A 14,480-nucleotide genomic window follows, 5' to 3' on the forward strand; every position below is an offset into this window, starting at 1 on the left:
TCTTACACCCTATCTACTATTCACATTCGTACCGGTAAATCTCCTTACCATATCCTCTATCAATTACTAAAAGTTCATTTGGATACAACGTCTTATGCTCCATTCCAACCTCTTCCTCTGTTATAAACATCCCATCAATAATCATCCCAACTACTTGCGATTCTTTTGCTACAAATATAGATTTCGATCCTTTTTTCGCTATTAATGTTACAGATTGCACCGTCTTTCTTTCTGCTCGGAATGGAATGCCAAAATAGTGCTTCCACCATTTATTTTTAAGTAACTCTGGTTCAGATTGATAAAGCCAATCTTTCGCTACTTCTTGATCCCATTCGTAATATAGTAATGCTTTCCGATGAAATCTCGGACGAACAATCCATCCTAAAATAATAATTCCTACTATTAAAAGTAATAAAGTAATAGGAATTACAAATTTAAAAACGAGCGCATACTTCTCAAAAAACGGCGCATTTTCAATGTGCAGTACAATCTTTTCCTTTACTTCTTGTAATTTTGAATCATTGATCGTGATGGTAGCCTCTACGGTGCCGGTATCTGTAAAATTGAATGTGTCGGAGTAATAAGGTCGAGGATAAACATAAACTTGACTACCATGCTGTTTTAATTCATAGTTGATCGATTGATTCGATGTGACACCAGTAGATTTTAATAGTTTCTTTACAGCCTCTTCTGTCATCGGTTTACCATTTAACTGGGGCTGTAAAATAAATGGTTTACTATTTTCTAAATTTGTTACCTTTTCTTCATAATCTTTCGTAACAGCTTGAAGTGTTAATTTTGGTTTTTCAGCTGGTTCAATCTTGAATTCTTTCGTCTGTCTATAAAATCCCTTTATATTCATATGGACTTTCCCACGTACTAACTCTTTACCAACCTGTGTCTCGTAATAAAACACATGTCTTTTATCATCCCACTTCATCGGATACTGCTTTCCGTCTATTTCTACTTCTGCTTCGAAATAAGAAGTTTGAATTGGTAATTCAGTAGGTTTCGCTTCAATAACAGCTGTCACACCTTCATACATTTTCTCAACATTTTTTCTATCTTTATCATCTTTGTCGTACGTAGAAACAGTATAATTAAGCGCTGGTTCAACAAGTACTTGTAATCCCTCTTTCTCAATGTCCTGATCCACTTCTATCGTATATGTCCCTGGCTTAATCACTTCCTGATTCGCTGTACTTACATGCACTATATTTCCGAATAATTTAGCTTCTCCTGGTGCATGTATAGAAAAAGAAGACTGCAATTGTAACGGTTTGGAAAGTTGCATAACTTTATAATTAGACAAAGAAGGTGATTGTCGTACAAGCGTCATACGCTTTAATGGAAACGGTGTTGTAATCTCTACTTTTTTCCCTACTATTTTCGTTTTGACAATCGATTCAACAGAAGAAAATGGATCACGATTTGCAACTAATGCTGCCACTTGATTCACACTTTGTACAATACCATCCTCACCGCTAGACGGCATGACAACTCCATTCATTTCTTTTTTCCAAATCTCTTTAAACGTATTTAACTGCTCTTTTTCTTGCTGCCCTAAATCCTCTTCCATCGTGCTTAAGACTGGGTGTAAAGAGATCTTTTTAGAATCCATCTCTTTCTTAAACTGTGCTAACTTCTGTGTAATTTGTTCTTTTCCGCCAATCTTATCTTTCTCCAAATCATTAAATGCCCCGTCAGTTAATACAATAAGCCAAAATTCACGTTTCCCATCTATATCTGCTTCCTTCTCTATAGATTGCATCGCCGTTTCTACTGCGCTAAATGGAGTATTTAAATATGTTTTCCACGCGCCGATTCCATTAATTTCTGTTTGCCTTTGATCCTTTGTTAACGAAATGTTTAACGGATCATTTGGCTTACTCATTGGAACGTAAGAAAATTTATCTTTCTCATCTAATAGCGCAACTAAACTTTGCAAGGCGTAATTGGCATACTTCCAGCGATCGTTATTTCTCATGCTGCCCGAATCATCATATACAAGTGAAACGACCCTTTCCTTTGCCTCCTCTCCTTTTGCAAAAACTGAAAAAGGTAAACATATAAATAGAAACAATATGAACGTGGCACAAATTCGAATTTTCATGATGAGGCTTCGCCACCTTTGTAGACAAATTCCTATGTTTAAATTTATGAGGGGAAACAAGATATATGACTTGTATTTTAGGACAACGAACGAACCATAACTTTATTATGTAAATAGATATATAACTTGGTAATATTCCTTCTAGCATTTTCTATCCAATTATATAAGTAAAAAAGCCTGTTTAAGCTCCACCCTTAAAACAGACTTTTCCTACTTTTAAAATTAAAAACTCCTAACAAAAAGTTTGATTTTTAATTAGCACATCACTTCAATTGTATATCCTCCAGGTGCTTCGACATAAAACGTATACGCATGTGCATGTTTAGGCGGTTCGACTGAAAATCCGTCTTCCTTCAATCTTTGATTAATTTTATTAACTTGTTCTTCATTTTCTTGTGGAAATCCTACATGAAATGTTTTCGGATAATGAACTTCTTTCCCTTTCATTAAAGTTAATATAAACCCATCATTATCCCGCAAAACCGCAAAGGCATTCCCCCTTGTTCCACTACAAGTTAAACTAAAATATTTTTCTAAAAACTCTCTAGCAGCTGTTACATCTATAACTGTTAAATTAAGATGATTAATTTTCAATTCACTCGCCTTCTTTCTTAATTTTCTAACATTTTATCATATAAATAAAAAACACGCCTTTCACAGCGTGTTTCATTGCTTCACATATACCTCAACAATTGGATTATCTTTATTATCTGCATGTAAACGTATATTCTCTTCACCCGTATTATAAATGCTAGCTACCAGCATAACTGTTAACAAATTAGGGATTTTCCCGTCACTCCCATATTTTCGTTCAAGAGCTTCTGTATACTCGAAATCCAAATCACCCTGCACATATGTATACACTTCAAAACCATCTTTCAAATTACATACGACCGTATCAATAATATCCGCTCCTACTTGTTTCTTCATTTCACCTCGCAGTGCTTCTATTAATTCCTCCCAAGGAACTTCGTACGTCTGAAATTGGTCTGTAGATTTCATTTCTCTTCCTCCTCGTTATGTATCCTGTTCGTATATTTCCCCTTTCGTATAACAATTATGATAGATAGGTCATTCATACAAGCCGCACTTGTCCTGCTTACATATCGTATTACGGTAATACGGAAGGAGGAAAGAACATGCATAGACAAAAATGTTATAATACATGCCAACGTTATTTCGGAAAAGTTGTTCGAATTGAAGATCGTGATGGTCATATCCATTTAGGAAAAATAATAGACGTGACAAATGATTCTGTTTGGATTGAGCCAGTACAGCAGCGTTCATCTTTTGATACAGGATTTGGATACCATGGCGCATATTCAAACGGCGGATGTGATATTTGCGGCGGTCTTAGCAGATGTGATAACTGTGGATTTGGATGTGGTGGTGGATTCGATGGTGGATTCGATGGTGGATTCGATGGTGGATTCGGTGGTGGATTCGGTGGCTGCGGATGTGGCCGTCGTGGTTGCGGCGGTTGTGGCTTTGGCGGTGGCTGGGGCCTTGAACTCGGATTTGGCTTTATTTTTGGAATTACTTTGGCTGCATTATTTTTCATCTAACATAGTAAAGAGTTGACTATCTTTAGCCAACTCTTTTTCTATTTTTCACATATAAAAATCCGATGCCCTAAAATATGTTGATACATAAGCAGTACTTGTTCGTGTTGCACCCACGCCTCATACAATTCTTCCGGAATAAACGGTGATACATTCCACTCTGGCTCTTCCACATGTCCTGCAACTGTTTCTGCAATAGTTCCGCCACCCGCAATTGTAATTCTTTTAAAATTTGCTGCTTGAAATAAATGAATCCACTCATTCTCAGTTAATAATTCTTTCATACCGTATAACTGTCCAATCTTTTCCTCCTCTTTCTTCTCAATATGTTTTTCGGTAATCATTTCAATGACAACAAGTCTCCCATCCTTTTGTAATACACGATAACATTCCGAAATAACCTTTTCTTTATTTGTAAAAGCGAGTATAGATTCTCCGAGTACAAGCTCAAAATAATCATTTAAACACGGTAACCCTTCTACATCGCCTTGAATCAATTGTATATTTAAACCATCAAACAACCATCTATCTTTCGCTTTTTGAATCATAATTTCATTCTTTTCAACCGCTGTCACTTTATAACCCAATTCTTTTGTCATATACGCCGCTGTTTTCCCTGTGCCGCAACCTATCTCAAGAACATTTGCTCCGTGTCTAAGTGGCAATTGAGATAGCAATTGCTTCGTTAACGTAAAACCACCAGGATGAGCACTCCCTATTCCGTAATAAGCTAGAAAATCGATGTATGTGTTTCGTTTCATGAGATTCTCCTTTGAGTTTTCTATAATACATATATTCATCCATAAAAAAATAGTGCACAGAAAAATAAGCATTTTCAAGTGCTATAATACCGCAACTTGAAAATGCTTTTTTCTTTTATTATTTCTCTTCTACATACGCCCATTTGAAACTATATTCCGGACTAATATTATGTTTCACAATTCCCTTTACATTTGGTTGCATAACATATGCTTTAGCACTTTGATATAAAGGTATAAGCGCTACATCTTCTTCAAGTAACAATTTCTCTGCCTTCCCTAACTCTGCCCAACGTTTTTTTGCATCAGCCATCCATTCTGTCTTACTTTTATCAATAATGTCATCATATTTTGAATTTGAGTAGCTCATTTGGTTCTGAGAGTTCTTTGTTTCAAACATATCAAGGTACGTCATCGGATCCGCATAATCTGGATTCCAGCCGCCATATGAGAAATCATAATCTTGATCTGATTCTAATTTTAGTTTTTGCTTAAATGGTTGAAGTTTAATATTTACTGTTACACCTTTTAGATTCTTTTCAATTTGATCTTTCACGTACTCCCCAACTTTTTTCGCATTACCAGTATCATAATTTAATAATTCAATTGTCACTTGATCTTTTCCAAGTTCTTTTTTCGCTTCTTCCCAAGCTGCTGCTGCCTTTTTGGAATCTTGTTTTAAACCATTCTTGAATGTTTCTGCGAAATCTTTACCGTCTGGTCCACTTGCTAAACCTTTTGCTACTAAGTAATCAACTGGTTTTGAACCATCATTTAAAATTACATTAGTTAAACCCTTCTTATCAACCGATAATGCAATTGCTTCACGTAATTTTTTGCTCTTTAACGGTGTATCTTGCCCACCACGTTTTTGATTTAGACGTAAGTAAAACGTACTTGTTTCCGAATATGCTCCAAACTCATCTTTTTTATTTCTATACTTATCAACGAATTCTCCAGATAAAAGTGCAAAATCAATTGCACCTGTATCATATAAATTCACCCTAGTAGCTGCTTCTTTTACTACACTATAATTAATTTCTTCTAATTTCACTGTCTTTTTATCCCAATACTGATCATTTTTCTTCAACTTCCAACCTTGCTCATGTTTCCAATCAGTAAGCACAAATGGACCGTTATAAACTGTTGTATCGGACTCTAAACCGTATTTCTTCCCTTTTTCTTTTACAAACTTTTCATTTAACGGATAGTATGATGCAAATGCCATTAAGTTCAAGAAATATGGTACCGGTCTGTCTAATTCAACTTCAAGCGTATAATCATCAACTGCTTTTACGCCTAACGTAGAAACTTCTGCTTTCCCTTGATTAATTGCTTCTGCATTTTTAAGATAGTAAGCAATAAATGCATACTCAGCAGCTGTTTGTGGATCTACTAGACGTTGCCATGCAAATACGAAATCTTTCGCAGTTACAGGATCACCGTTTGACCATTTTGCATCTTTACGTAATTTGAATGTATATTTTTTACCATCCTCGCTTTTTGTACTAGATTCTGCTACAGCTGGGATTGGCTTATTATCTTTATCAAGGCGATATAAACCTTCCATTGTATTCCCCAAAATTTGCGAGCCAAGTGTATCTGTATTTTTTGAAGTATCCATCGTCGGAATTTCATTCGTTTCTGTACGATTTAACACTTGCTTTGCCGCATATTTAATATCAGATTTCTTCTCTTCCCCACCATTATTAGACGTCGTAGTCGTTTTCTTTTCCCCACCGGAAGACCCAGAACATGCTGTTAACGCCATACTCATCGCTAATACTGGCGCTACAACCGCCGTGAACTTTTTCATCTTTTTCTTCATTCTTGTACCCTCCCCAATTATATGTACGCTACTAACTTTTAGAGATTTCTACCAACTTTATTTATCAGAAAATTCTTATTAATTAATATTCTACTATTTTTTTCAGTTTTGTAAAGTATTTTTAAGAACATTCTAAAAGTTTATTTTTTTATGATAGTAACTTGTTATTTTACTATTACTACTATATGAATTATCCCCCATCTACTATATGTAAACATACCTCCTCTTATTCTTCTCTATTACTAAGTTCTATATTTTTCTCATCAATATGAACTCTCTGCTATCATTTATCTATCCAATTGTTGAACTCTTTTCTAATTTCCTACAGTAGAATTTTAAAAGCAACCTCAACATTTCTCAAAATTTTCATGTGCCTTGTTCTCCAATCATACAAAAAAGCATTTCAAAAGCAGCTTAGCCACTTTTAAAATGCCTCTATATTATTTTTTCCCGCCATCCTCAGTTACATACGCCCACTTAAAGCTATATTCTGGACTGATGTTATGTTTAACGACGCCTTTTACATTCGGTTTCATTACATATGATCTTCCTGTTTGATATAAAGGAACTAATCCTGCATCTTCTTCAAGGAATAATTTTTCTGCTTTTCCTAACGCTTCCCAACGCTTCTTCGGATCAGATAATAATTCATTACCTGCTTTTTGCACCATTTCATCGTATTTCGGATTCGAATAACTCATTTGGTTATATGGGCTCTTCGATTCAAACATATCAATAAATGTCATTGGATCCGCATAATCTGGGCTCCAGCCTGCATAAGAGATTTCATAATCTTGCGCTGACTCTAATTTTAATTTTTGTTTGAACGGCTGAATTTTCGTATTAATCGTTACACCTTTTAAATTTTTCTCAATTTGATCTTTAACATAATCAGCAATCTTTTTCGCAGTTCCATCATCATAGCTTAGTAATTCAATTGTAACTTGATCTTTTCCAAGTTCCTTTTTCGCTTCTTCCCATGCAGCTGCTGCTTTTTTCGTATCTTGTTTCAGACCATTTTTAAACGTATCTTGGTAATCTTTACCGTCAGGTCCTGTCGCAAGCCCTTTTGGAACCAATTGATCTGTTGCTTTTGATCCATTATTTAAAATAACGTTTGCTAAGCCCTTTTTATCAACTGATAACGCAATTGCTTCACGCAGTTTTTTGCTCTTTAACGGTGTATCCTGTCCATTACGCTTTTGATTTAAACGTAAGAAGAATGTACTTGATTCTGCATACTCACCGTACTCATCTTTATTCGATTTATATTTATCTACAAACTCTCCTGATAGTAGTGTGAAATCAATTGATCCTGTATCATATAAATTTACTTTTGTAGCCACTTCTTTTACAACACTGTAATTAATTTCTTCTAATTTCACAGTTTTATTATCCCAATATTTATCATTTTTCTTCAGCTGCCATCCTTGTTCATGTTTCCATGAAGACATAACGAATGGTCCGTTATACACCGTTGTATCTGCTTCTAAACCAAACTTATCTCCTTTTTCTTTTACAAACTTTTCATTTAATGGATAGTATGACGGGAATGCTAATAAGTTTAAAAAATATGGTACTGGTTTTTCTAATTCTACTTCAAGTGTATAATCATCTACCGCTTTTACACCTAATTCCGCTGCAGGTTTTTCACCTTTATTAATTGCCTCTGCATTTTTAATATAGTAGGCAATAAACGCATATTCTGCAGCTGTATTTTTATCAAGTAAGCGCTGCCATCCATATACGAAATCTTTCGCTGTTACAGGGTCTCCATTGGACCATTTCGCATCTTTACGCAGTTTAAACGTATATTTTTTACCATCTTCGCTTTTCGTACTTGATTCTGCAGCAGCTGGAATAGGCTTATTATCTTTATCAAGACGATATAATCCTTCCATCGTGTTCCCTAAAATTTGTGCCCCTAACGTATCAGTAGATTTAGAAGTGTCCATCGTCGGAATTTCTTGATTTTCCGTACGATTCAATACTTGCTTCGCTGCATATTTAATATCAGATTTTTTTTCTTCCCCACTATTAGATGTAGTAGTCGTTTTCTTCTCTCCACCTGACCCAGAGCACGCTGTCAATGCAACGCTCATCGCTAAAACTGGTACTACAACTGCTGTTAACTTTTTCATCTTTTTTCTCTTCATTTTTATACCCTCCCCAATTATATGTACAATACCAACCCTTGAGAGACCCCTTGCTAAGGATTTACTTTTCAGAAAATTATAACTAATATTATTCTACTCTATTTTCTGTGTTTGTAAATAGTTTTATTTTAAATATTCAGATTTTTTCTTCGTAATTTAGTATGATTTATCCCTCATCTACTGTATTTACATACTATACCCCTTATTCTTCTCTATTTAATTACACTAAAAAAAGCATTGCAAAAGTAGATTAGCCACTTTTGCAATGCCTTTTTTAAATTCTATTATTTCCCGTCTTTCTCGGTTACATAAGCCCATTTAAAGCTATACTCTGGACTGATGTTATGGTGAACAACGTCTTTTACATTCGATTTTTGAACGTATGCATCACCACGTTGGTATAAAGGCACAATTGCTACATCTTTCTCAAGAAGTAATTTCTCAGCTTGTCCTAGCTCTTCCCAACGTTTCTTCGCATCACCCATTAATTCTCCACCAGCTTTTTTAATCATTTCATCATACTTCTGATCAGAGAAGCTCATTTGGTTATGAGAATGCTTAGACTCAAACATATCTAAGAATGTCATTGGATCCGCATAATCTGGATTCCAACCGCCATATGAAATATCATAATCTTGCTCTGTTTCTAATTTCAGTTTTTGCTTGAACGGCTGAAGTTTAATATTAACTGTTACACCTTTTAAATTCTTCTCGATTTGATCTTTAACATATTCTCCAACTTTTTTCGCATTACCAGTATCATAGTTTAATAGCTCAATTGTAACTTGATCTTTTCCAAGTTCTTTTTTCGCTTCTTCCCATGCAGCGGCTGCTTTTTTCGCATCTGGTTTGATACCGTTTTTAAACGTTTCTTGGAAGTCCTTACCATCTGGTCCAGTTGCTAATCCTTTCGGCACTAAGAAGTCTGCTGGTTTAGATCCATCATTTAAAATAACATTTGCTAAATTTTTCTTATCAATAGAGTAGGCAATTGCTTCACGTAATTTTTGACTCTTTAATGGTGTATCTTGTCCACCACGTTTTTGGTTCATACGAATAAAGTAAGTGCTTACTTGTGAATAAGTCCCAAACTCATCTTTATTATTTCTATACTTATCAACAAATTCTCCTGATAAAAGTGCAGAATCAATTGCACCTGTATCATATAGGTTTACCTTTGTAGCTACTTCTTTTACTACACTGTAATTAATTTCATCTAATTTTACAGTCTTTTTATCCCAATATTGATCATTTTTCTTTAGTTTCCAGCCTTGTTCATGTTTCCAATCAGTAAGAACGAATGGTCCGTTATAAACTGTTGTATCAGACTCTAAACCGTATTTATCTCCTTTTTCCTTCACGAACTTCTCATTTAATGGATAGTACGATGGGAATGCTACTAAGTTTAAGAAGTATGGTACTGCTTGTTCTAATTCAACTTCAAGAGTAGTATCATCTACTGCCTTTACTCCTAGTTCCGTTACAGGTTTTTCACCTTTATTCACCGCTTCTGCATTTTTAATTGGGAATGCGATAAATGCATACTCAGCAGCTGTTTTTGGATCTAATAAACGTTGCCATCCAAATACGAAGTCTTTCGCTGTTACAGGATCGCCATTTGACCATTTTGCATCTTTACGTAATTTAAATGTATATTTTTTGCCATCCTCGCTTTTCGTACTAGATTCCGCGGCAGCTGGGGTTGGCTTATTATCTTTATCTAGGCGATATAAACCTTCCATTGTATTTCCTAAAATTTGTGAACCAAGTGTATCCGTATTTTTCGAAGTATCCATCGTTGGAATTTCATTTGTCTCTGTTCGATTTAATACTTGTTTCGCTGCTAGTTTTTCTCCTGATTTACTATCTCCACTAGAGCTAGAATTTGTGCTTGTCTTTTTATCTCCACCTGATGTAGAACATGCTGTTAGTGCCATGCTCATTGCTAAAACCGGTACTACAACTGCTGTTAGTTTTTTCATTTTTTTCTTTTTCATTTTTGTACCCTCCCTAATTCTAAACGATAGCTATTTAAGAATTTTCTGATAATTCTGTTTTTCTTTATATATTTATCAGACGATTCTTACTACTTCTTATTCTACTAATTTTTTAAAATTTGTAAAGTGTTATTATTGAAAATTATTAAAAAATTATTTTTTTACAGTAATATTCATAAAAATTCCATATAGTTTTTTTACATCATTTATTATCGTTACATATACACTAATTTAATAGTGTTAATGATGATTTCCAATAAATAGACTGTAGATTGTCTAATAAATAATGTATACTTTAGAAATCTCTTTCCTACAAAAACGAAAAAAGCCCACTTTCTCAGTGGACTTTCTAATTTACAACGGTAAATCCCTCTTCCTAAACACTACAATTGCTACTATGAAGATACAAAGCGCTCCAGCAGTTAAGCCTATACTTACTGGCCATATATTATATGTTCCTTCAGCAATTTCTTTCGGACGAAACAATGTAAATAAAGATATATTTCTCATCCACTCTAACTTATCACTTAATTTCCCTACCATATCTAATACGAAAAATAAGATTGTTAAACTGGCTGAGTAGCTAAGTGCCTTTCTTTCATCATTACATATACAAGAAAAGAAGAATGAATAAGCACTAACTACTAAAAATATAAGCCCTCCAACTACATTTATTTTCAAAAATAATTCTTTATTTAAGTTATTATCTTTTAAAAACCAATCTGCACCTAATATACCAGCTACATAAGTAACAATTACAATTATTAGTAGCCCCAATATGAGAACAGTAGCTTGTGTAATTGCAATTTGCACCCTGGATACAGGTGTTGCTAATAAATATGCCATCGCCCCTTTATCTACATGACGAGCAATTAAATGCGTTGCAACCGTGACGCAAAAAATTGTTAAAATGATAATGAACAACAGGCTATAATATTCACCAGCTAAAAAATCCATTACATTTTGAATTGGGCTTTCCATTCCAACGATTTTTTTTACACTATCAGGCATGGCACTTATTAATTCATTTAACCCTTTCGCTGATACCATCGATGGGAATATCCAAATTAATAGCCATAAATAAAGAGCTGCACCAGTCGCATAACTCAAAATACTTTTTTGTGTTTCTTTCAAACTAGCTAAAAATAATTGTTTATTCATGCTTTATCCCTTCTTTCTTATCGTAATAATGCATAAATAAATGTTCTAAATCCATTGCTCTTGTTTGAAGTGCAGTTACATTATATTTTGAAAGTATTTGTAAAACAGTTTGATAGTTTCCTTGTACAATAATTGATGCTGTTTTCCCTTTCACAGCCTCGAATTGTAAATCACATTGTTTAAGAGACTCGATTTCTTCTTGAGATGATACTGTTACATCTATCACCTGTCTTCTCATTTCTTGTAAATCATGAATATTTTCAACTGTTACAAGGCAACCATCTTTAATAATCGCTACTCTGTCACAAGTTCTCTCAATTTCAGTGAAAATATGCGATGACATAAGAATCGTTTTCCCTCTTTGCTTTTCTTCTAATATTAAATCTATAAATATTTGCTGCATAAGTGGATCGAGTCCTGATGTCGGTTCATCTAAAATTAGCACTTCTGGATCATGCATAAATGCCGCAACTATACCTACTTTTTGTTTCATTCCTTTAGACATTTTTCGAATTGGTGTTTTCACATCGAATTGCAGACGCTCTATCAAGTCATCACGTCTCTTCGTTTCCTTTAACCCACGCATTCCTTGCATCAAATTTAAAAATTCTAATCCATTCATTCCTTCAATAAAAGAAATTTCTCCTGGTAAATAGCCAACTTCTCTTTGAATTTTCGCAGCATCTTCCCAACAATCTAATCCGAAAATTGTCGCTTTACCAGCCGTCGGTTTTATAAATCCCATTAAATTACGAATCGTTGTTGATTTCCCAGCACCATTTGGTCCTAAGTAGCCAAAAACTTCCCCTTCTTTCACTTCAAATGTAATATCAAACAAGCCTTTTCCATTTGAAAACTGTTTTGTAACATTTTGAACTGAAATCATAAATCCACCTCATTTTTTGAAATATTTAACATGTGATATTTCAAAATTATTGTACTCCTCATCTTTCATATTCGCAACAACTTTTTGAAATATTTATATGTCCATATTTCAAAATTATTGTTTTCAATTATTTTTTCTTGTATATTTTAAATGAGGTGATTGTATTGAACGGCTTTGAAAAAGTGAAAGAAAAGAAAAAACGTGCCATTAAAGATGCGGCCTTTACATTATTTTCAGAACGCGGATTTAATGAAGTAAAAATAGAACATATTGCAAAAAAAGCAAACGTTTCTCAAGTTACAATTTATAATCATTTTGGAAGTAAAGATGCATTATTTAGGGAGCTTATACAAGAATTTATAATATCTGAATTTCAATATTATAAAGAGCTTGCGGAAGAAAAATTACCGTTTCATGATATGATGCAAAAAATGATTGTAAGAAAAATGAATACGGGCGGGTTATTTCAGCCTGATATGCTACTACAAATGATGCAAAAAGACGAAGAGCTCCGAAAATTTATTTATAGTTATCAACACGAAAAAATTCTGCCTTGGTATTTAGAAATATTAGAACAAGCACAGCGCAAAAATGAAATTAATCCTCATCTTTCAAAAGAAATGATGTTACTGTACATTCAAATGTTCACTAAATTAGGTGATGATTTCGGGGCACAGCTTCTTGAAGGAGATCGAGAAAAACATATACAAGATATAGTTACGATGTTTTTTTATGGACTTTCCGTTCCGCAAAAATAAAAAAGACACATAATCGTGTCTTTTTTATTTTACCAAAATGACTCTACCAGTTTCACTACTTTCAATTGCCAATTGAATAATCCTAATAACTTCCAACCCTTCTTCTGCTGTTACAGGTGGTTTCTCACCATTTACAATACTATCTCTTACACCTTTATAATACATGTCATAGCAGCCGACTTCTGTTGGAATACGCTCTAAGCTTTCTCCTGTTTCTAAAGTAGCAAAATTCTCTTCAGAGTCTGCTCCATAACCATTATCCCCTGGCTTCATTCCAGTCTTTAATTGTTCTTCCTGTGAATCCATACCATACTTCACGATAGAACCTTTATCTCCATGCAGTGTAAAATGTGGTCCAGCTTGCTTTACGTAACTGCTACTATGTAAAATAACGCGCTTCACTCCATAGTGAAGTACAACATGGAAGTAATCATCAACTTCTGCACCTGGTCGTTGTTTTATTACATCTGCGCTTATCGCATCTGGTTTCCCAAATAATGATAATGCTTGGTCCATTAAATGCGATCCTAAATCATATAATATACCTGATCCTGGTAAGTTCTTTTCTCTCCAGCGATCGCGTACATGTGGGCGGAAACGATCGAAATGCGCTTCATATGCGTATACATTCCCTATTCTTTTTTCTTGTAATAATTTCTTTATCGTTAAGAAATCATTATCCAAACGGCGATTATGATACACACTTAAAACGACATTATGTCGGTTCGCTAATGAAATAAGTTCTTCTCCTTCTTCAATTGAAACAACGAATGGTTTTTCCACAACAACATGCTTGCCGTGTACAATTGCTTCTTTTACATATGGAAAATGGGTTGTATTCGGCGAAGTAATAACCACTAAGTCAATATCAGCTCGGTTTACTAATTCATCAATTGTACCAACAACTTCAGTATTTGGTAATGCTTGTTTCACTACTTCTTCTTTTGATGATAAAATAGCACGAATATCGTATTCTTCTATCGTTTGTAATAACGGGATGTGAAATGTTGTACTAGAAAATCCAAATCCTACAATCCCTACACCTATTTTTTTCATGTTGCCCCTCCATTTATCCCGCTTTAACGGGCAGTAAGATTCCTACCTCAAAATTCAGCGAAAGCAAAGAAATTAGGTGAGGAATCAACTGCTCGTAAAAGCCCGATTGGTTCAACTAATAATCAGTGGGGATAAAGAAAATCCCCACTGATTAAAGTTTCACTTTATGAGAACGATTTCATCTCATTATTATAACAAGATTATT

At 34.4% G+C, this 14,480-nt stretch carries 12 protein-coding genes; 2 read left to right on the forward strand and 10 right to left on the reverse strand.

All coding sequences use genetic code 11. The features are described 5' to 3' along the window. Positions 1-16: 16 nt before the first annotated feature. The 3 genes from AC1DKZ_RS14350 to AC1DKZ_RS14360 form a co-directional block, all read right to left on the reverse strand. Entirely contained in the window at positions 17-2,113 is a 2,097-nt protein-coding gene (locus AC1DKZ_RS14350) for a vWA domain-containing protein (RefSeq protein WP_476996499.1), read from the reverse strand. Between the two features lie 255 nt (positions 2,114-2,368). Next, the gene (locus AC1DKZ_RS14355; RefSeq protein WP_002087749.1) at positions 2,369-2,707 is read right to left on the reverse strand and encodes a VOC family protein; all 339 of its coding nucleotides are present in this window, start codon (positions 2,705-2,707) and stop codon (positions 2,369-2,371) included. A 72-nt stretch (positions 2,708-2,779) separates the two neighbouring features. Then, positions 2,780-3,115, reverse strand: a complete 336-nt coding sequence (locus AC1DKZ_RS14360; protein ID WP_002014341.1) for a hypothetical protein — start codon at positions 3,113-3,115, stop codon at positions 2,780-2,782. A gap of 137 nt (positions 3,116-3,252) precedes the next feature. Here AC1DKZ_RS14360 and AC1DKZ_RS14365 point away from each other — a divergent pair, with 137 nt between their 5' ends. Further along, positions 3,253-3,678 carry a hypothetical protein gene (locus AC1DKZ_RS14365; protein ID WP_476996500.1) on the forward strand — a complete coding sequence of 142 codons (426 nt, stop codon included), beginning with the start codon at positions 3,253-3,255 and terminating at the stop codon, positions 3,676-3,678. A gap of 38 nt (positions 3,679-3,716) precedes the next feature. Here AC1DKZ_RS14365 and AC1DKZ_RS14370 read toward each other — a convergent pair whose 3' ends face one another. The 6 genes from AC1DKZ_RS14370 to AC1DKZ_RS14395 form a co-directional block, all read right to left on the reverse strand. Next, on the reverse strand, positions 3,717-4,436 hold the full coding sequence (locus tag AC1DKZ_RS14370; RefSeq protein WP_476996501.1) for a class I SAM-dependent methyltransferase: 720 nt from the start codon (positions 4,434-4,436) through the stop codon (positions 3,717-3,719). A gap of 118 nt (positions 4,437-4,554) precedes the next feature. After that, on the reverse strand, positions 4,555-6,261 hold the full coding sequence (locus tag AC1DKZ_RS14375) for a peptide ABC transporter substrate-binding protein (RefSeq protein ID WP_476996502.1): 1,707 nt from the start codon (positions 6,259-6,261) through the stop codon (positions 4,555-4,557). Positions 6,262-6,701: 440 nt separating this feature from the next. Beyond that, positions 6,702-8,417: a peptide ABC transporter substrate-binding protein gene (locus AC1DKZ_RS14380; RefSeq protein WP_133116707.1), complete on the reverse strand. Its 1,716-nt coding sequence runs from the start codon at positions 8,415-8,417 to the stop codon at positions 6,702-6,704. Positions 8,418-8,701: 284 nt separating this feature from the next. Further along, positions 8,702-10,414, reverse strand: coding sequence for a peptide ABC transporter substrate-binding protein (locus AC1DKZ_RS14385; RefSeq protein ID WP_215586720.1), 1,713 nt, complete (start codon positions 10,412-10,414; stop codon positions 8,702-8,704). Positions 10,415-10,768: 354 nt separating this feature from the next. Next, complete coding sequence (locus AC1DKZ_RS14390; RefSeq protein WP_098168396.1) at positions 10,769-11,575, reverse strand: ABC transporter permease subunit; 807 nt, start codon at positions 11,573-11,575, stop codon at positions 10,769-10,771. After that, a complete protein-coding gene (locus AC1DKZ_RS14395) occupies positions 11,568-12,461 on the reverse strand; it encodes an ABC transporter ATP-binding protein (protein ID WP_476996503.1) in 894 nt (297 codons plus the stop codon). Before AC1DKZ_RS14395 ends, AC1DKZ_RS14390 begins: the two co-directional genes overlap by 8 nt. 164 nt (positions 12,462-12,625) lie before the next feature. Between AC1DKZ_RS14395 and AC1DKZ_RS14400 the strand changes: the two genes are divergently transcribed. Then, positions 12,626-13,219, forward strand: a complete 594-nt coding sequence (locus AC1DKZ_RS14400; RefSeq protein WP_242310427.1) for a TetR/AcrR family transcriptional regulator — start codon at positions 12,626-12,628, stop codon at positions 13,217-13,219. A 24-nt stretch (positions 13,220-13,243) separates the two neighbouring features. Here the strand turns inward: AC1DKZ_RS14400 and AC1DKZ_RS14405 are convergent, their stop codons facing one another. Continuing rightward, a complete protein-coding gene (locus tag AC1DKZ_RS14405) occupies positions 13,244-14,275 on the reverse strand; it encodes an oxidoreductase (RefSeq protein ID WP_476996504.1) in 1,032 nt (343 codons plus the stop codon). Between the last annotated feature and the right edge of the window lie 205 nt (positions 14,276-14,480).

Source organism: Bacillus sp. 05T21, assembly GCF_056396785.1.